The following is a 19990-nucleotide window of genomic DNA, read 5'->3' on the forward strand; positions in this document are numbered from 1 at the left end:
CTAATTATTTGTGAATAGACATTAATTTTATAAATGGTTTATCTTTTTTCAAAAGTTACCATTATAAGAGCATATTTGAAATATAATTGTAATATTACTTCAATATTGTTGTCATTTTAAAATGTTATACTTGTAAACAGTTGAGTGAGAAAATAAAGAGAGAATTTACATATAATATTAATTTTTAGGGAAGCGGGGATTTTAAGTTGAAGAAAACTTTATTAACTTTAAGTACGGTAGCAGTTGTATCATTAGGTGGAGTATTTATAGGAAGTGATGCAGTTGGTGCTGAACCTTCTTTAGATGAGATTAATAAAAAACAAGATAAAGTTGATTCAAAACTTTCTAAAACAGAGAAAAAACTAGCAGAAACATTAAACAAAATGAAGGGTATTAATGAAGAAATTGCTAGAATTGAAACGGCTATGAAAGCTAACGAAAAAGAACAGAAAAAAGTAAAAGAAGCAATTAATACATTAAATAATGAAGTAGATACGATTAACGATAGAATTGAAGAACGTAACGATATTTTAAAAGAACGTTTAGCTTCTTATCAAGCGAACGGTGGAAACATTCAGTATATGGAAGTGTTATTAGGTTCAAAGGATCCACTTGAATTTTTAAGTCGTGTGGACGCAGTAACGACAATTACAAATTCAGACATTGAGTTAATTGAAGAGAACGAGAAAGATAAAGAAACAGTAGAAGAAAAAATTGAAGAACAAAACGACTTAAAAGTAGAACTTGAAGGAATCGCTTCTACGATGGAAAATCAAAAAGAAGAAGAGAATAAAAAAGTCGCACAATTAAAATCAGAAAAAGATAAGTATGAAACAGAAAAATCTAAATTAGCATCTCAAAGTTCAGAATTAAAGGAATTAGAGGCACGTGTTTTAGCGGAATTAGCTGCACCGGCGGAAGAAGTAGTTGAATCGTCAACAAATGAATCCAATGAATCCAATGCATCCAATGCATCCAATGCTTCTACAGCAAGCACATCGAATTCTAATGGATCTAATAATAACAGTGAAGTAGCTACAAGTACTTCATCATCTACAGGCAGTTCATCAGCTACAAGCACTTCATCATCTACTCCTAAAAAGGAAAAGAAAGAAAGTGCACCAGCATATACTGGAACAGGTGGATCAGCAATCTCAGCTGGTAAACAGTATATCGGTCGTTCATCTTATGTATTTGGAGCGAAAAATCCAGCAGCTGGACAATTTGACTGTTCTGGTTTCGTATCTTGGGCGTATGAGCAAGAAGGAATTTCTTTACCTAGAAGTACATCAGGTATGAGAAGTGTTGGTTCCAAAGTAGATTACAGCAGCGCAAAACCTGGAGATTTAGTATTCTTTGATACGTACAAAACAGATGGACATGTTGGAATTTACTTAGGTGGAGGACAGTTCATCGGATCTCAGTCTGATAGAGGAGTAGAAATCGTAAGCATGAATAATCCTTACTGGAGTAAGGCTTTCAACGGTCACGTAAGAAGAGTTAAATAATTAAGTTTCATAACGAAAAGCTAGTATGAAATAGGTGGAGGACCACTCTATTTCATGCTAGTTTTATTTTGTTTGTATATATGTAAATCTTTGATATGAACGTGTTTTATATATTCATTTTCTTGTTAGTAGTAGGTTGATACTGGGACAAGCTGGAAATAAATATTATTTGTACAAACCTATTTGTAAATGATGCAATGTAACAGTTATTACATAATTTGAAATAATTGTATAGTCACATAAGCATAAGTTACTGAAATAGTAATATGTGCTTATTTTTTGTTTGAAATTTGATAATAAACTGTAATGAGAATCACATTCGCATGAAATGTTAGATTGTTATAATATGCTTTGGGGACAAAAAGAGGAAGGGAGTAAGATGTATTGAAATATGTACAGTTATTTTTAGCAGTAGCAATTTTATTTGCAGGAACTGTTTTATATCCAACAAATGATATTGCAGCTGAAAAGATAGAAGATATTCAAAAAGATAGAGAGAATATAAAGAAAGACTTAAAGAAAGCGAATAAAGAAATCGAAAAAATAGTGAAAGAAATAAAGGAACTTAATATAGAGATAAAAGAATATAAAGAAACATTGAAACAAAATGAAAAGGCAATGAAAGAAACAAAAAAAGAGATAAAGCAAGTAGAAAAGGAAATTGAAAAATTAGAAGAGGAAATCGAAAAACGTTTTGACATTTTAAAAGAACGTGCAAAATCGATTCAATCTAGTGGTGGCGACATTCAATATATCGAAATTTTATTTGGTGCAGAAGATTTTAATGATTTTATTAGTCGAGCAAGTGCAGTTAATACGATTGCTGAGTCAGATGCAAGTTTAATTGAAGACTTAGAAGAAGATAAGGCAAAAGTTGAGAAAAAGCTTGCCCAACTTGAAGATTTAGAGCAAGAGTTAATACAAATTAAGCAAAATACAGAAATGCAAAAAGAGTTAACAGAGGAAAAGAAAGAAAAAATAAAGAAAAAAGAAGCGAAATTTAAAGCTAAAACGAAAAAATTAAAATTAGAAGATAAAGAATTAGCATTATTAGAGGCAGAAAAGGAAGCAGAAGATATCGGAACATCTTTTTCGGTTGATACTGCAAATAGTAACTCATCATTAGGTTGGCCGACAGATGGCGGATATATTTCTAGTCATGTTGGAGAGCGTTGGGGAGCAATGCATAAAGGGATTGACATTGCTCGAACGGATCGAAGCACATCCCCTCCAATTTATGCGGCTGAAGCTGGTACGGTAGAATCGGCTGGGATGAATTCCGGTGGTTATGGAAACATGGTAATTGTAAATCATGGTAATGGTTTAAAAACATTGTATGCACATATGTCAAAAATTACTGTGAAATCTGGCCAAAAAGTAAAGCGTGGAGAACAAATTGGGGTCATGGGTGCGACAGGTGATTCGACAGGTATTCACTTACATTTCGAAGTACATAATAATGGCAACATTACAAATCCAACTGCATTTTTAAGATAATATAGGAAACGAGTGTGAAGAAGGAAACTCCTTTTTCACACTTTTTTTATTGCTTTTTACATTTACTTCCTGACATAGTTATAAAGATGCTTTTAAATTCAGAAAAGTTGTACTATGATATAAGATGGGTGTACATTATACCTACATAAATAACTGTATATTTCATTTTGATGTTGCATATGCAACTTAATAAGGAATCAGGTGAAAATCCTGAACGGTCCGGCCACTGTAATGGGAAGCAAGCTTTTGAATCCACTGGATAAATATCCGGGAAGGAAAAGGCGATTGCAATGATCCTAAGTCAGGAGACTTGTCAAGATGAGTATTATTTCGAACCTTCCGGGACTAAGGGGAAATATTCATTCATATATTATACCTATGTATGCATACATACGTGTATTTATGATAAATATTCATACGATAACCTTGAACAGAACCGGAATGTTCAAGGTTATTTTGTGTGGGGAAATAAGTCAAATCTATTTAAATACGAAGGGGGAATTTTAATGAGGAATGGCAAGAAACAAATTCATAAGTTGATATCAATTTTATTGATATTAGTAATGTTTGTTTCCTGGTTACCAACAAATATTTTTGCTAATGAGTTGGTTGATGAAGAAAAACATATGGAAACAATGAAGGAAGAAACTGAAGGGGTAGACGAAGATACTGTAGAAGAACCGGATGAAACAGGTAGTACCGAAAATGATAATAAAGAAAAAGAAGTAAATAAGGAAACTGAGAATAAAAAGGAAGTAAAAAAGGAAAATAATGAAAAAGATAGTACAAAAGCTCAACCGAATTCGAAAGAGTTAAGTGAAGAAGAGGGAGAGCAAGATAACAAAAATGATAAGTCAGAAGATTCGGAAGAAGTAACGAAAGAAACAACAAAAGAATCTGATGAGGAATCTAACGAAGAATCTGATGAAGAATCCGATAAAGAATCTGACGAAGAATCTGAGGAAAAAACGTTATCTAAGGAAGAACTTAAAACGTTAGTAGATGCATCTACTAATAAAACGGTTCAATACTATAAAAATAATCAACCTGAATACACTGAATCATACAAAGGATCTCATAGTGATTTTTGGGTATTTTCCGCATTATGGAGTTCTGGACTAAAAAATTTAGAAAAGGATTTTCCGTGGAAAGAAGATAGTAATCCATGGTTAGATTTTACATATTGGTCTGAAGGGAAAACAGAAGCATCCAAAGATCCTAATGAAAACGCAGGCGCTGTTATAGGTTCATTAATTCTTGGATTAAACCCATATGAATTTGGCGAGCAAAATTTAGTAGAAGATTTATTAGAATTGCAAAATGATAGAGGAATGTTCTCTACAATATGGGGAGAAGCTTGGGCTTTTATCGCATTAGATTTAGTGGATGCAGATTATGATCAAGATAAACATATTAAATCGATATTAAATGAGCAAAGTAATAACGGCCTTTTCGGTGATACAGATGCAACAGGATGGACACTATTAGCGTTAGCACCACATATGGAGCGTGCGGACGTTAAGGAAGCTGTTGGAAGAGCAGTTGATTATATACACGAGGAATTTGTAGAAAATGATGAATATCCGGGAATGTTTGGACCGAATGCTAATACTACATCTTCCGTTATAATGGGTCTTGCTGCAGTTGGAGAAGATTTATATAGTGATAAATGGACGAAAGAAAATGGTAGTTTATTAGAAGATTTATTAGATTATCAACAAGATGATGGTTCATTTTGGTGGCAGAAGCAATCAGCAGGTGCTATTGGCATGGCGACAGAACAGGCTTTACTCGCTTTAGCTACGGTGGAACACGGACAATCACCTTTTATTTCAATGAAAAATGAACTTGATATTCCTGAGTTACCAGGGAATTCAGAAGAACCAAAAGAAACAATTTTACCATTTAATAAAGAAGTAACGGCACATTCAAAGGAAATATTTGAGATTGCTGATACACAAAATACGGTTACTATGCCAAGTAACTTACCAGAAAATACAACCATTCAGGTAAAAGATGTTACAAAAGAAACGGACTTAGTGGATAATAATTTGTCTGTTGCAGGGAATGTACTATCCTTTACGTTAAATCATCAAGCAACAAGTGAAGATCCATTTGAATTAACAATGTCAGTGAATGAAAATGTGGATCTTACAAAACAAGATGTAGATATATTTTATTATGACGAAGAAAAAAATCAATGGGTGAAACAAAATGGTCAAATAGATCAAGATAAACGTACTATTACTATTCATCCAACAGATTTTTCAACTTATGGTGTTTTTGCCATTAACGATGAACCGAAAGTTGATACATCAAAATTAGAAGCAAGTATTGAGAAGGCAGAGAACGAAACATTAGATGATAAAACAACAGATAGTAAGAAGAAATTTGAGGAAGCTTTAGAAGTTGCTATAGCTATTTTAAATAAGACAGATGCAACGCAAGAAGAGATAGATGAAGCGCAAAAGGCATTAGAAAAAGCTATGGAAAACTTAAAAGATCGAGCTCCCCCTGTTAAGGTAAATGTTCGAGTGGAATCACATGGACAAACGTTAGTGCCGACAACAGAGGTGGAAGTATCTCCATATGACTTAATGGAATATATTAACAACAACAATAATGGTAAATCACTGGTTCATGACGAAGCAAGAGCAATTCATGCAATTATTCGTGCATTAGAAACAGTGGATGGTTTTGATCCGAAAGATGATCAACAATTTGGTTTAAATAATGGTGGAAACTATATTCAAAAGATAGGAGATGCAGCAGAATTTTCTGCAGGTCCTTTAAGTGGTTGGATGTACTACGTAAATAATGAGTTTGCACCAGTAGGAGTAGCGGATTTTAAGGTTAAAGATGGAGATTCTATCGTTTTATATTTTGTTGAAAATTATATAGATTCAACTTATACATGGTTCGATAAGGAATCATATAAAACAAAAGTAGATGAATCGTTATCACTTACTCTAAAAGGAGAAAAATCTGTCGAGGGTGCCCATATATTAATAGATGGAAAACCATATGAAGTCGATGGAGAAAAAGTTCTAATAGATAAAGATGGTAAGGTAAATATTACATTTTCCGAAACAGGCACGTACCATGTTTCAGCTGAGCGATTAAATGATGCCGGGGAAAATAATATCGTTCGTCCATATACGATAGTTGAAGTGATTGATACAGATGTAGTTCCAGAAAAAGATACAACACCACCTTCCATTACAATTACAGGTATAAATGATGGACAAAAAGTGTTAAATGAAAAAATTGAATTTAGCGTAAAAGCAGAAGATGATGTGGATGGACAAGTAGATGCTGACGTAAAATTAAATGGAAAAACGGTTAAACCAACAAAATCTACTTCTTATGCTGTAAAACTGAAAGAAGGAGAAAATACGATTTCAGTTGAAGCAGAGGATTCATCTAATAATAAGGCAAAAAAGGAAATTATCGTTACGTATGAAAAGCCTAAAATTGAGGAATCAGCAGAGAATGCATTAACTGCTTTAAAAGATTATGTATTAAAGACAGGTGTAGACAGTGATTGGTTAGCTATTAGCTTATATCAATCAGGTGAGAAATTACCAAAGTCATATAAAGATGTGTTCGTGAAAAATGTAAATGAACAAATTGTAGGCGCATTAAAAAATGGCCGTTTAACGATCACTGATGTCGAGCGTTTAACACTAGCAGCTTTAGCATTAGAAGTGGATCCAAGAAATGTGGACGGTGTTAATTTAATTGAGTTAATTTATAATAGTCCGGATCGTACATTATATGATGGTACTGTTGTTGATACGATGACATATCAGGGAAATAACGGTTTAGCGTTTGCTTTAATTGCATTAGATGCAGGACAGTTTGATATTCCTGAAGACGCAAAATGGACAAGAGAAGCAATTATTGAAGAATTACTAGAAAATCAAAGAAAAGATGGAGCATGGAATTTAAATGAACAATACGATGTTCCGAATATAGACATCACAGCTATGGTATTAACAGCACTTGCACCATATAAAAACGAGGATCAAGTAGAAAAAGCAATAAAAGATGGTTTCGCGTTTTTAAGTTCCGTTCAAAATGCGGATGGTGGTTTTGATGGCGGAGAAGATGTAGGTGGTGTTACGAGTGAAGCCGCATCGCAAGTTATTATTGCATTAACTGCGAATGGGATGGATCCAAAAGATGAACAATTTAATAGATCAGTAAATGTTGTAGACCATTTATTAAATTATCAATTAGATAATGGTGGATTTACTCATTTATTTGGAGACAGTGAAGCTAATGATATGGCAACAGAACAAGCTTTCTTAGCTTTAACAGCGTATAAATTGTTTGTGGAAGAAGGAAAATCTATTTATGATTTCGGAGTAACAGATGATGAGAATCTGGATGGTACAGTTGACTTAGAAGATGAAGTAGATGAAAATCCATCAACTGATGATGAAACATCTAATTCAGAAGAAGACCCAGAACAAGATTCAGAACAAGGTTCAGGGCAAGACTCAGAACAAGGTTCAGGGCAAGACTCAGAACAAGGTTCAGGACAAGATTCAGGAAAAGACTCAGAACAAGGTTCAGGACAAGATTCAGGAAAAGACTCAGAACAAGGTTCAGAACAAGATTCAGAGCAAGACTCAGGACAAGGTTCGGGGCAAGACTCAGAACAAGATTCAGAACAAGACCCAGAACAAGGTTCAGAGCAAGACTCAGAACAAGATTCAGGACAAGGTTCAGAGCAAGACTCAGAAGAGGCGGATGACCAAGTAATCGGACAATCAAATCAAGGTATACATCATAGTGAGGAAAATATAAAAGATATGGATGATAATGATGAGCAATTACCAAATACAGCTACAAATATGTACAATTATATGCTCATCGGTTTATTGTTTATGATGATTGGATTTAGCTTTATTCTTCTGAGAAGAAAAAATGCATTAAAAAAATAAGGAAGGATGATAGAGTTGCAACGATTAAAAAAATTAGTTCCTATTGTCTTACTTATGACGGCATTATTTATTCTTTCAGCCTGTGGTGCTTCGTTACAAAAGCCTACAGGCCTAGAAAATAATAATGAATCCACAGAAGTAGTAGAAAATGATTTGGGTAATGAGACAGAAAAGAAGACTGAAGAGAAAGATAGCAAGAAAGATACAACGGACAAAACGGAGAAAACAGACAAAACTGAGAACAAAGATAAAGCGGAGAAAACAGACAAAACTGAGAACACGGACAAAACAGATAAAACAGATAAAAATGTAGAGAAGATTGATGAAGCGGAAGAGAAAGAAGACGAAGAAGATAAGCAAAACAGTCATGAAGAAGAGAAACAGACTACACAACTAGAAAAAGAAGAAACGAAGGAAAAACAACCAAAGGCTTCAAATGAGACAAAGAAATCAAATCACCAGTCGATCACATCTAGTTCGACGAATAGTGATTCATCTAGTTCGTCTAATAGTGTGACTAAAAAAGAATCATCGCCTAAGCCGGCACCGAAAAAGGAAACAAGCTCCAATCAATCGGATACTAAAAAAACAGAACAAACGAAGCCAAAGCCTACTCCTTCTAAACCTAAAGAAGAGAAAAAGACTGTTACTTTATCTATTAAAATATCTTCCAGTGAAGTTCCACTTGGAGCTACACAAGTCACCATGAATGATGGAGAGACAGTTTTAGATGCTTTAAATCGCATTACAAAAGAAAAAGGAATTCATCGCGATGTAACAGGTGGCGGAAGTAGTGCATATGTGAGAGGCTTGGCAAATGTATATGAATTTGACCGTGGTCAAGGTAGTGGTTGGATGTATCGGATAAATGGCGTATTTCCTGATCGTGGTGTAGGGGCTGTAAAAATTCAACCAGGAGATAATATTGAATTTTTATATACATTAGATTTAGGGAAAGACTTAAATGCGAACTTACAGCCGTATCGTAGATAAATAATGTACGTGAAAACCGATCTGTTAGTAGATCGGTTTTCATCGTATTTATAGAATATGGGGTGAATGTCATGAACAATGGCTTTTCTCGTCTTCATCCATTTATTTTATTTTTTTATTATATTGTTTCCGGAATATTTATTATGCTATACAATCATCCTGTTTTTATGATGATCGCAATGTGTTTGTTCATCGTTGTAAATATTACACATGATAATGGAAAAGCATTGAGAAAGTGGATGATTCCATTATGTATAATGGGAACTATTTTTGCATTACTAAATCCGCTTTTAGTATCACGAGGCACACATATTTTATTTTATGTTGGTAATCGACAAATCACGTTAGAAGCATTGATGTTTGGTATAACGATGGCTTTAACTCTTATTACGGTAATTATTTTATTTGTATCTTTTAATTTGATTTTAAATGGGAATAAATTTTTGTACTTGTTTTCAAATATTGTACCTAGAACGGCATTTTTAATGATGCTTTCTATTCGATTTGTGCCTCTTTTAAAGAAGAGATATGACGAAATTAATGCAGTTTATCGTGTGCGTGGTATGACAATGTTTCGTGGTAGTTTAAAAGATCGTGCAAGCAATGGAATGAATATGCTTCAAACTTTATTAACATGGTCTTTAGAAGAAGCGATTCAAACAGCAGATTCGATGCTAGCTAGAGGATATCAATCAGGAAATAAATCGTCCTATACATTATATAAAATGACAAAATCAGATTGGATAATATTTAGTATATTAATCGTTATATTAATTATTGGTATGTTAGGGGCTAGTTTTGGATATGGAAAAATCGTTATTTATCCAACATTAGGGACATTGCAATTTTATCCGGGCGATTGGATTGTCTTGTGTTGTATGATGTTAGCAATCTCATTACCATTGATCGTAGAAGGGATGGAGTGGTTACGATGGAAATTTTAAAAGTAGACAATGTAACATTTCGGTATCCAGATATGGAAAAGAATGTACTTCAACCAATATCCTTTTCAATAGAACGAGGGAGTTTTGTCGTATTATGTGGTGCTAGTGGAAGTGGAAAAACAACTTTACTCCGTTTATTAAAACATGAATTAGCACCATATGGTAAACAAACAGGAACAATTTATTATAATGGAAAATCATTGGATGAATGGGATGCACGATTATTAACGACGGAATTTGGGTTCGTTTTTCAGGACCCAGATAATCAAATTGTCATGGATGAGGTATTGCAAGAAATTGTTTTTGGCATGGAAAATATGAATATACCTTATATTGAAATGAAAAAACGTCTTTCGGAATTAGTACACTTCTTTGGTGTAGAAGATTTACTATATAAGCAAACCTCGACATTATCTGGCGGACAAAAACAGTTAATTAATTTACTATCCATTTTATTATTACGTCCAAAAGTATTGTTGTTAGATGAACCGACATCTCAATTAGACCCTATTGCAGCGAAAGAACTATTACAAATTTTAGAACGATTAAATAATGAAATGGGTATGACCATCATTATTGTTGAACATCGACTAGAAGATTTATTTTCTATGGCAGATAAAGTCATCATGTTAGAGGAAGGAAATATTGCATACGAAGGGAAAAGTCGTGATGTCATTAAGCAAATATACGAGAATAATGACCGATCATTTTTACCTTATCTTCCATCTGTTTCCAGATTGTTTTTAGCGATAGAGGAAAAGGACTCCCAAAAAGTTCCACTAAATGTGAAAGAAACGAGAACATGGTTACACAATCGTGCTTCTAAAATGACGAATCATTTTCAAGAGATTTTACCATTTGAGAGAAAAGCTGAGACGATACTAAAGATAGAAAATATATATTTTCAGTATGAAAAAACATTGCCACTTGTTTTGAAAAATTGTAACCTCCAAATTCAAAAAGGAGAGTTCTTTGCTTTAGTTGGTGGAAATGGAACAGGAAAATCTACTTTATTGCAAATTGCAATGGGTATTTTAAAACAACAACGTGGAAATGTTATTTTACGTGAAAAGAAATTGAAGAAATATAGTTTGGATGAATTAGCTCATACATTTGCATATTTGCCACAACATCCATTAGCTTTTTATATAGAAGAAACGATTGGAAAAGAGATGGAACGTATTATACATCAGCACCAAATAGAAGATGGGAAAGAAAGAATGGCAAAGATTGCTAAAAAGTTAAATGTAGATCATTTGTTTGACCGCCATCCAAATGATTTATCAGGTGGAGAATTACAACGAGCAACATTAGCTTGCTTATTGTTAAGTGAACCTGAAGTGTTGTTTATAGATGAACCTACAAAAGGACTGGACCCAATTTCGAAAGAGGCATTAGCGAAACTACTGTTACCATTACAAAAAGATGGTTTAACTATTTTTATGGTTACTCATGATATTGAATTTGCGGTACAATACGTTGATTATTGTGCTATTTTATTTGATGGACAAATTGCAGTAGAGGGAACACCTGAACAATTGTTTAAAAGCAATTATTTTTATACGACTTCCATTAATCGTGCCACAACATCTGTTAACGGACCAGAAATTTTAACGTTAGAGGAGGCGTTAAAACGATGGCGGTAAAAAGTAGATGGTATATTGCTTTATCTTCTATTGTAATGTTTATTTTGCTCGTAAGTTCCGTTTTATTCTTCCATTATGAATCGTATTTATTATTAAGTTTTTCCATCATTGCAATTACAATGATTCCATTTTTTATTCGTTTTGAAGTGAAGCGTATTTCTAGCCGAGAAGTAGTGATATTAGCAATATTAGCTGCGATTGCGGCCGTGAGTCGTGTGCCGTTTGCGCCATTACCTAGTGTGCAGCCGACTTCGTTTGTCATAATGATTGCAGGGCTTGTATTTGGAGCTGAATCAGGTTTTATCGTTGGCGCAGTTGCTGCTATTGTTTCGAATATATTTTTAGGGCAAGGTCCATGGACGCCATGGCAAATGTATGCATGGGGAATGCTCGGCATGACCGCTGGTTTATTTCGGAATCGCTGGTGGATGAAACAGATGTGGGGTAAGTTAATATTTGGGTTTGTTTGGGGATACGTATTCGGGTGGTTTATGAATTTTTGGATAATTGTTAGTTCCATTGAAAATTTCACATGGGAATTTTTTATAAGTATCTATGTCGCGAGTATATACTTTGATTTAGCACATGGGTTATCGAATGTGTTTTTTATTGCGGTTTTTAGTACTAGTTGGATTCGAATTTTAACTCGTTTTAAGCGAAAATATGGATTACTTGATGATCTATCTCCATAAGTTGAGCATATGTTTTGAATGGATGGAAAATGTTTATTATGCTTAAAATTGTATGGCAGAGAAAAGGAGCATGAAAGATGACAGTTCAAACGAAACGAAAAGCAGCATATCCAATTGACGAAGCATATATTCATCGTTGGTCGCCACGTGCGTTTTCAACAAAAGAAGTAGAAGAAGAAAAACTAAATGCAATTTTTGAAGCGGCGAGATGGGCACCATCTGCAGCAAATTGGCAACCGTGGAATTATATCGTTGCTCGTAGCGAAGAGGATCGCGCGACATTTTTATCTTTCATTAATGAAAATAATGTTGAATGGTGTAAGCGAGCACCAGTACTCGTGTTAGCTATTTCCAAAAAAACTCGCAATGAGGAAGGAGATCCAAATCCATGGCATGCATTTGATGCTGGAACAGCTTGGGGCTACCTTAGCTTAGAAGCACATCGACAAGGATTAATTACACATGGTATGGGTGGATTTGACAAAGAAAAGGCACGAGAATTACTAGAAATCCCAGCCGAATATGATATTAATGCGGTTGTTGCAGTCGGTTATCATGACCCAACTACATTATTGTCAGAGCGTAATCAGCAACGTGAAGTCCCATCAGATCGAAAACCTATTGAATCTTTCGTGTTTGAAGGGAAATTTGCATAAAAGGATGAACGACTATATTTATCATTGCGATGAGTATAGTCGTTTTATTTTGTATGGCGGTTTGTGTTTGGGGAGCGTTCTACCGTCCTTGAAATCGTGAAAAATGGAATCTCAGGGACGCTGGGAAGTTCTATCGTCCTTGAAAATGAGAAAAATGCAATCTTAAGGACGGTGGGCCGTTCTACCGTCCTTGAAAATGGGAAAAATGGAATCTCAGGGACGCTGGACCGTTCTACCGTCCTTGAAATCGCGAAAATCCAAAACTCAGGGACGCTGGGAAGTTCTATCGTCCTTGAAAATGAGAAAAATGCAATCTCAAGGACGGTGGGCGGTTCTATCGTCCTTGAAATCGTGAAAAATGGAATCTCAAGGACGCTGGGCTATTCTACCGTCCTCGAAAATGGAAAAAATGGAATCTCAGGGACGCTGGGCCGTTCTATCGTCCTTGAAAATGAGAAAAATGGAATCTCAGGGACGGTGGACAGTTCTACCGTCCTTGAAAATGAAAAAAATGGAATCTCAGGGACGGTGGGCGGTTCTACCGTCTTCGAAATCGCGAAAAATGGAATCTCAAGGACGCTGGGCCCACGCAACACCATCATCACCAACAAAACTCAAAAGAATTTTTCAGACCTCCCATCACACGACCTCAAAAAACGAAAATACCCATTCTAGCCCCAACTGCGCACAATCGAACTTCCCTTACAATGATGAAACTATCCCAGCCCCGTAGCATGATTCCTACAAAAGCGCCACCCAGTACTAATCCCCCACCCCTAAAGCACTCCTAATAATTTTCAGCAATTGACATACACGAACTGAAAATTGTTTCATACGTTATAGCGATGGAAGTTTAGAGCTTGGAGGGATGAGTCTGACAAAGCGAACAATAACGTTTCTTGGTGGAGATAGAAGAAGTGTGTATTTAGCGGAAATGTTTAAGCAAGACAGTTATGATGTGACGACTTTCGGGTTTGATGAGGAAATTCGTGATTGTAAGCGTGCAGAAAATTTACAAGCGGCGATGGAAGATGCACCAATTTTAATTGGACCATTACCGTTTGCGAATAAAGTAGGCCATTTAAATGCGCCATTATGTAATGAAAAAATACCGATAGATCGTATCATCAATGAAATGAAGAATGATCAAATTTTATTTGGTGGGCATATTGAAAAAAAGTGGATGGAAAAAGCATCTAAAGCAAATGTTCAAATAGTTGATTATTTCCATGATGAAGCACTTCAAGTGAAAAATGCAATACCGACAGCGGAAGGGACGATTCAACTCGTCATGGAAAAATTGCCGACGACGATTCATGGAGCAAATGTCATTGTGCTCGGATTTGGCCGGATTGGAAAGGTGCTTGCCCACTTATTTCAGCAAATGGGGGCAAACGTGGCTGTCGGGGCGAGAAAATCTGCTCATTTTGCTTGGATCACACAGGCTGGTTATCGACCAGTTCATCTAAGCGAGATGGCGACCATTTTTCAAGAGATGGATGTGATCGTCAATACGATTCCAGTGCAAATTGTTGGAATGTCTCAGTTGGTCAATATAAGAAAAGATGCATTGCTTATCGATGTGGCCTCACATCCTGGTGGTATCGATTTAGAAGCGGCAAAAGCGTTACAAGTTACACCGCTACAAGCGTTAGGTTTACCTGGAAAAGTTGCACCGAAAAGTGCTGCGAAATATATGAAAGAAACGATTGAAAAAGCAATGAAAAAGCTGGAGGGGTAAAATGGGAAAGTTAAGAGTAGGGTTTGCACTGACAGGGTCATTTTGTAATTTTGAAGTCGTATTAAATGAATTAGAAAAATTAGCGGAAAATGATCATATCGAACTTTTTCCGATTATGTCAGAAGCCTCGAGCAGTTTTGATACGAGATTCGGGAAGGCGAAAGATTGGCGAAAGCGAATTAAAGAGATTACTGGCAATGACATTATTGAAACGATTGTAGAGGCAGAATTAGTTGGTCCGAAAATGAATTTTGATACGATTATTGTGGCACCTTGTACAGGGAATACGTTGGCAAAATTAGCAAATGCTATTACAGATACGACGGTGACGATGGCATGTAAAGCACAGTTAAGAAATATTAAACCGATCGTTTTAGCGATTGCCACCAATGATGGATTGAGTGCAAACGGTAAAAACATTGGTACATTATTAAATGCAAAAAATGTTTATTTTGTCCCATTCGGGCAGGATGATATCGAAGGAAAGCCAAATTCTTTAGTTGCCCATTTTCATCTTATTAAGGAAACGATGGATGCGGCATTGAAAGGAAAGCAATTACAACCATTATTAGTATAAAATAGAGGTTGGGTATTCCTCCCAACCTCTATTTTTTAATGAGATATGTCGTATCCGCACATTCTCCTTCTATTTGTTTGGAAAAAATGAATGTCCATGGCATGGAGTGGTGTGCTGGAATGATAACTGGCACCGTAAAATAGTCTGCGTATGTAACAGTATCTTTTACATATTTCATATGAATATTTTTTAATTCCATGGACGCATTTTCATTGTTATGAATGAGCGTCGTAACGAGGAGATCGCCACGATGATTGACCGCTTCCCATAAAAACGTAAACGAAATTCCTGCATCAATTTGTAAATTAGAAAAAATATCACAAATGGTATCATGGTCCTGTTTACTAATCGTTCTTTCCCAAGCATCTTCAAAAAATAATTTTTGCATCGTGTTATCTTCCTTTCTAAGCGATATAAATGAAATAAACGATTCCGAATGAAACGATGAAAGAGCTCATGACATACATAAAAGCCAGTCCATATTGATCATTCAACATAAATTCCATCGTTTCCTTACCGAATGTGGAAAATGTTGTGTATGCACCACAAAAGCCAATGGTTAGTATGTAAAACAATGCATTTGATAGCTCCACCTGTAATAAAAATCCGAGCAAGACCGCACCAGTAATATTGGCAATCCATGTTCCGATGGGGGATGCATTCGATATGTTTGCAAGAAAAAATCGTGCGATACTACCGAAAAATCCTCCTATACTAACATATAATATTGGAAGTAACATTATGACTCGCCTCTTTCTTTCGTCATTTTTGTAGCGGCAACGATGCCGAGTAGACTTGCGAGTAGTCCGAACAAGACCGTTCCAATCATATAAAGGATAGCAAGACTCATTTGTGTAAACGATAATTCAATTGCCTCTACAATGATTGTAGAAAAAGTCGTATATGAACCGATAAGTCCAGTCGAAAGAGCGGTAAAAGTCGTTTTAGAAAAAGCATTCTTTATCGTTGGTGAAAATGTCATAAACGTTAAAATGAATGCACCAGTAATGTTAACAAAAAATGTGGCAAGAGGCAAAGACCCGAATGATTCAAATAGGATAAAAGAAGAAAGGAGGAAGCGGAGGCTCGCTCCTATCATTCCTCCTATTCCAACTGCAATATATAGTCGCATTTTAAGCACTCTGGCATGTCGGGCATAAGCCGTATACTTCAAACTTATGACCATCAATTTTATATGCTCCTAAAATACGCTCTACCTCATCCATTGGGCATAAATGAATTTTCTTCGCCTTACCACAATCATTACAAATGAAGTGGTGATGGTGCGTCGTTCCACAATTCATGCGGAAATGTTTTTCCCCTTTTAATTCTGTCGATTCTAACACGCCTAAATCATCGTATAAATGTAAATTACGATAGACAGTATCAAAACTTATCCCAGGAAATGTTGCTTCCATATACGTATATAATTCCTTTGCGGTGAAGTATTTATCCTCTTTTGCAAAAAAATGTAAAATATGTTCTCGACGATTCGTCATTTTAAATCCATGTTTTTGTAAAGTTTGAATAGCTTCTTTCACATTCATACTGTTCGACTCCTTTTACGAAGTGTATTCGTACTTAAACTGATAAGCAATATTAGAATAGAAACGACAACAATTGTCCCACCTGGTGGGATATTTAAATAATAACCTGAAATAAGCCCTGTAATGACGGCAATTTCAGCAAAAATAATCGAATAAAAGATTAACTGTTTAAAGCTTACAGCAAAACGCATCGCACTCGCAACTGGAAGTGTCATTAATGCTGAAACGAGTAATACACCAACAATCCGAATCGAGGCCGCAATGACGAGCGCTGTTAAAATAATGAATAAAAAATGAATTCTTTTTGCGTGAATACCTGAAACGGTCGCATGTTCTTCATCAAAAGATAATGTGACAAGTTCTTTGTAAAATAAAATAATTAAAACAATCACAAAAATGGCTATACCGACAATCGTGTAAAAGTCAAGCGGGCTAACTGCAGAAACAGATCCAAATAAAAAGTTAAATAAATCTGTATTAAATCCATTTGCTAATGAAATGAAAATAACACTCAACCCAACTCCACCACTTAATATGATTGGTATACCTATTTCTTGGTATGCCGTATAAACGGAGCGTAATTTTTCAATTAAAATGGCACCGATAATGGAAAAGCCCATTCCACTATAGACGGCATTGATTGGCAGTAAAAATTGTTTCTCCATATATAAACCGAATGCAATTCCAGCTAATGTAACATGGGAAAGTGCATCTGCTAGTAAAGATAGTCGGCGGACGACTAGAAACGTCCCGAGCAATGGAGCGATAATGCCGATAATAATCCCTGTTAAAAATGTATGACGTAAAAAATCAAATTGTAGTATGTCTTGTATCATAAGAACCTCCATTATTCATGGTCATGGACGACGATTTGTACTGGATGTCCATAAATTGCTGATAATTGTTCAGGGGAGAGAGCAGAGTATTCTGCAGATTTCCCGTGAAAGTGTAATGTTTTATTTAAACAAACGATATTTGTCGCGTGTTCGGTCATTGTCCCAGTATCATGTGTGACGAGTAATAAAGTTAAATTATTTTCTATATTTAATTTGTGTAATAAGTCATAAAACCGTGCCACGTTTTGGTGATCGACGCCGACAGTCGGTTCGTCTAATATAAGTAATTCTGGTTCATTCACGAGTGCGCGGGCAATGAAGACACGTTGTTGTTGTCCACCAGATAAGTTGCCGATATTTTGATATGTGTATGCTCCCATACCAACTGCATCAATAGCAGCTAAAATTTTTTCCTTTTCTTTTTTACGGAAAAATTTAAAATACCCAATTTTTGCGGTTAAGCCCATTGCGACGACTTCATATACTGTCGCAGGAAAGCCTTTGTTAAACGTGTTTGCTTTTTGAGAAACAAAACCAATCCGGTTCCAATCGTGAAAATGATCGATCGGTTGATCGAGTAAATATACATGACCAGTATCTGGTTTCAATAACCCTAAAATAATTTTAATAAGTGTTGTTTTTCCTCCACCGTTTGGACCGACAAGTCCCATGAAGTCGCCACGTTTAATTTCCAAATTTACATTTTCTAATACAGGCTTCGCTTCATATTGATAGCTGATATTTTCCAAACGGATAACTGTGTCTGACAAAACAATACCTCCTTATATAGTTCATTTTCTAGTATGTGCTATTTTGTAATTTCATCTAATACTTGTAAGTTTTCTTGCATAATGGACATATAATCTCGCTCCATATTTACATCTTCTTCTGTTAATGTTTCTAAGTTATGGATGTACACATCTTTTGCATCTAAGTTTTCTTGAATAATTGATGCAACATGATTGGAACTATTTTTCTCAAAGACGATATAACGTAAATCAAGTTCATTTGCTCTTTTCACTAATGCAACGAGTTCACGCTGAGAGGGTTCCTCACTGGATGAAATGCCACTAATTGCAAGTTGTTCGATCCCGTAACGTTCTTCCCAATATCCGTATGCAGCATGTGTGACAATCATTTGTTTTTCTGATTTATCTTTTAAGGTGTTCGTAAATTGTGCATCGAGTGTTTCTAATTTTTCTTTATATTGTAAAAAATTCTCTTCAAAAATTGCTTCATGTTCCGGATACAATGTGCTTAAATGTATTTTAATTCGTTCTCCCATATCAATCATGCGCAATGGATCAAACCAAATATGTGGATCTACATCATGGTGATGGTCGTCATCATGATGATGCTCATGTCCATGCTCATGTTCGTGTGCTGCCTCTGCTTCCCGAAAAATAGATTCATCTTCCCCGATTTCAAGAAAATTTGTATCTTCTAGTTGTAAAGCTTCTTCTGTTCGCTCTGCGAAGCTTTCCATCCCTGCTCCGATATAGATGAATAAGTCGCTTCGAGCAATATATGTTAATTGCCTCGTGGTCGGTTCATATGTATGGGCATCTACCCCTGGTGGGTATAAAGATTCCACCGTTGCCAGATCTCCAGTGATTTGTTCTGTCGCATATTGTACAGGATATATAGATGTATAAATAGTTAAAGTTGTTTCTTTTTTAGGGGCCTCGTTTGTGCAGCCGATAAGAAACAAGCTAGCCATTAAGAGTAGTATGATTTTTTTCAAGAGAGAATCCTCCTTTTCCTATGGTTTATTATTTTATCGTAATGATTACGATTTGTAAATAAGAATGATTACGATTTAAAAAATATTTTTAGATTCGTTTCTCACAATTAGGGAGAAGGCGAAACGACCTTTCAACCATTTTTTCGGCTAACTTTTTTTTAATCTCTGTTTGCATGGCTGAAATCAAACTTTTAAAATAGAAGAAAAATAGCCACACTTGGAACCTTATTACATTGACGATATTCCCGTTAAATTTTTTCCATCATCATTTGAAGGAGAAAATATTGTTTGTGTTTTATAGTTTACATAGTATAGGGGGGTATGGTATAATGAATGTAAAGGAGGGAACGGTATGGAAGAAAAGAAACGTGTAAAAGCGAGAGAAAATGACGAAAAAAAGAAATTGATTACGAGATTAAAACGAATTGAAGGACAAGTACGGGGAATTCAAAAGATGATTGAGGAAGACCGTTATTGTGTAGATGTCATTATTCAAATTAACGCCATCAATGCAGCCCTCAAACAAGTCGGATTTTCGTTGTTAGAAGATCATGCGAATCATTGTGTCCTTCATGCACTTGAATCAGGAGATGGAGAGGCTTCCGTTCAGGAATTGATCGATGTAGTAAAACAATTTTCAAAATAAAGGAAGGGAGA

The 19990-nt window shown here is 35.5% G+C and carries 19 protein-coding genes and 1 riboswitch; of the genes, 12 read left to right on the forward strand and 7 right to left on the reverse strand.

Features of this window, described 5'->3' with window-relative positions; genetic code table 11:
* The first annotated feature begins 206 nt into the window (after positions 1 to 206).
* The 11 genes from WKT09_RS08425 (at position 207) to WKT09_RS08475 (ending at position 15206) form a co-directional block, all read left to right on the forward strand.
* Complete coding sequence (locus WKT09_RS08425; protein WP_340415622.1) at positions 207 to 1508, forward strand: C40 family peptidase; 1302 nt, start codon at positions 207 to 209, stop codon at positions 1506 to 1508.
* Between the two features lie 384 nt (positions 1509 to 1892).
* Complete coding sequence (locus tag WKT09_RS08430) at positions 1893 to 3005, forward strand: murein hydrolase activator EnvC family protein (protein WP_340415623.1); 1113 nt, start codon at positions 1893 to 1895, stop codon at positions 3003 to 3005.
* 151 nt (positions 3006 to 3156) lie between these two features.
* Positions 3157 to 3337, forward strand: a riboswitch (cobalamin riboswitch).
* A gap of 174 nt (positions 3338 to 3511) precedes the next feature.
* Positions 3512 to 7957 (forward strand): DUF4430 domain-containing protein, encoded by a 4446-nt coding sequence (locus WKT09_RS08435; RefSeq protein WP_340415624.1) that lies wholly within the window; start codon positions 3512 to 3514, stop codon positions 7955 to 7957.
* Positions 7958 to 7972: 15 nt separating this feature from the next.
* A complete protein-coding gene (locus WKT09_RS08440; RefSeq protein WP_340415625.1) occupies positions 7973 to 8950 on the forward strand; it encodes a DUF4430 domain-containing protein in 978 nt (325 codons plus the stop codon).
* 71 nt (positions 8951 to 9021) lie between these two features.
* The gene (locus WKT09_RS08445; protein WP_340415626.1) at positions 9022 to 9894 is read left to right on the forward strand and encodes an energy-coupling factor transporter transmembrane component T; all 873 of its coding nucleotides are present in this window, start codon (positions 9022 to 9024) and stop codon (positions 9892 to 9894) included.
* On the forward strand, positions 9882 to 11540 hold the full coding sequence (locus WKT09_RS08450) for an ABC transporter ATP-binding protein (RefSeq protein WP_340415627.1): 1659 nt from the start codon (positions 9882 to 9884) through the stop codon (positions 11538 to 11540). The genes WKT09_RS08445 and WKT09_RS08450 overlap by 13 nt, the downstream gene beginning before the upstream one ends.
* Positions 11531 to 12232, forward strand: coding sequence for an ECF transporter S component (locus tag WKT09_RS08455; RefSeq protein WP_340415628.1), 702 nt, complete (start codon positions 11531 to 11533; stop codon positions 12230 to 12232). The genes WKT09_RS08450 and WKT09_RS08455 overlap by 10 nt, the downstream gene beginning before the upstream one ends.
* Before the next feature lie 77 nt (positions 12233 to 12309).
* Complete coding sequence (locus tag WKT09_RS08460) at positions 12310 to 12888, forward strand: nitroreductase family protein (RefSeq protein ID WP_340415629.1); 579 nt, start codon at positions 12310 to 12312, stop codon at positions 12886 to 12888.
* A 63-nt stretch (positions 12889 to 12951) separates the two neighbouring features.
* Positions 12952 to 13563 (forward strand): hypothetical protein, encoded by a 612-nt coding sequence (locus WKT09_RS08465; protein ID WP_340415630.1) that lies wholly within the window; start codon positions 12952 to 12954, stop codon positions 13561 to 13563.
* A 193-nt stretch (positions 13564 to 13756) separates the two neighbouring features.
* On the forward strand, positions 13757 to 14629 hold the full coding sequence (gene dpsA, locus WKT09_RS08470; protein WP_340415631.1) for a dipicolinate synthase subunit DpsA: 873 nt from the start codon (positions 13757 to 13759) through the stop codon (positions 14627 to 14629).
* A 1-nt stretch (position 14630) separates the two neighbouring features.
* Entirely contained in the window at positions 14631 to 15206 is a 576-nt protein-coding gene (locus WKT09_RS08475) for a dipicolinate synthase subunit B (protein WP_340415632.1), read from the forward strand.
* A 28-nt stretch (positions 15207 to 15234) separates the two neighbouring features.
* On the opposite strand, the gene WKT09_RS08480 is transcribed toward WKT09_RS08475, so the two are convergent.
* Genes WKT09_RS08480 through WKT09_RS08510 form a run of 7 tightly spaced genes read right to left on the reverse strand, consistent with a single transcriptional unit; the run spans position 15235 to position 19333 of the window.
* The gene (locus WKT09_RS08480; protein ID WP_340415633.1) at positions 15235 to 15594 is read right to left on the reverse strand and encodes an SLAP domain-containing protein; all 360 of its coding nucleotides are present in this window, start codon (positions 15592 to 15594) and stop codon (positions 15235 to 15237) included.
* Positions 15595 to 15610: 16 nt separating this feature from the next.
* Positions 15611 to 15946 carry a fluoride efflux transporter FluC gene (locus WKT09_RS08485; RefSeq protein ID WP_340415634.1) on the reverse strand — a complete coding sequence of 112 codons (336 nt, stop codon included), beginning with the start codon at positions 15944 to 15946 and terminating at the stop codon, positions 15611 to 15613.
* Positions 15946 to 16338 carry a fluoride efflux transporter FluC gene (locus WKT09_RS08490; protein ID WP_340415635.1) on the reverse strand — a complete coding sequence of 131 codons (393 nt, stop codon included), beginning with the start codon at positions 16336 to 16338 and terminating at the stop codon, positions 15946 to 15948. The genes WKT09_RS08485 and WKT09_RS08490 overlap by 1 nt, the downstream gene beginning before the upstream one ends.
* A gap of 1 nt (position 16339) precedes the next feature.
* Positions 16340 to 16753, reverse strand: a complete 414-nt coding sequence (locus WKT09_RS08495) for a Fur family transcriptional regulator (protein WP_340415636.1) — start codon at positions 16751 to 16753, stop codon at positions 16340 to 16342.
* Positions 16750 to 17589, reverse strand: a complete 840-nt coding sequence (locus WKT09_RS08500; protein WP_340415637.1) for a metal ABC transporter permease — start codon at positions 17587 to 17589, stop codon at positions 16750 to 16752. Before WKT09_RS08500 ends, WKT09_RS08495 begins: the two co-directional genes overlap by 4 nt.
* Before the next feature lie 11 nt (positions 17590 to 17600).
* A complete protein-coding gene (locus tag WKT09_RS08505) occupies positions 17601 to 18359 on the reverse strand; it encodes a metal ABC transporter ATP-binding protein (protein WP_340415638.1) in 759 nt (252 codons plus the stop codon).
* A 38-nt stretch (positions 18360 to 18397) separates the two neighbouring features.
* Positions 18398 to 19333, reverse strand: coding sequence for a metal ABC transporter solute-binding protein, Zn/Mn family (locus WKT09_RS08510; RefSeq protein WP_340415639.1), 936 nt, complete (start codon positions 19331 to 19333; stop codon positions 18398 to 18400).
* 352 nt (positions 19334 to 19685) lie between these two features.
* Here WKT09_RS08510 and WKT09_RS08515 point away from each other — a divergent pair, with 352 nt between their 5' ends.
* Positions 19686 to 19979: a metal-sensing transcriptional repressor gene (locus WKT09_RS08515; protein ID WP_340415640.1), complete on the forward strand. Its 294-nt coding sequence runs from the start codon at positions 19686 to 19688 to the stop codon at positions 19977 to 19979.
* Positions 19980 to 19990 lie beyond the last annotated feature (11 nt).

Source organism: Pseudogracilibacillus sp. ICA-222130, assembly GCF_037892545.1.
Lineage (GTDB): Bacteria > Bacillota > Bacilli > Bacillales > Amphibacillaceae > Pseudogracilibacillus.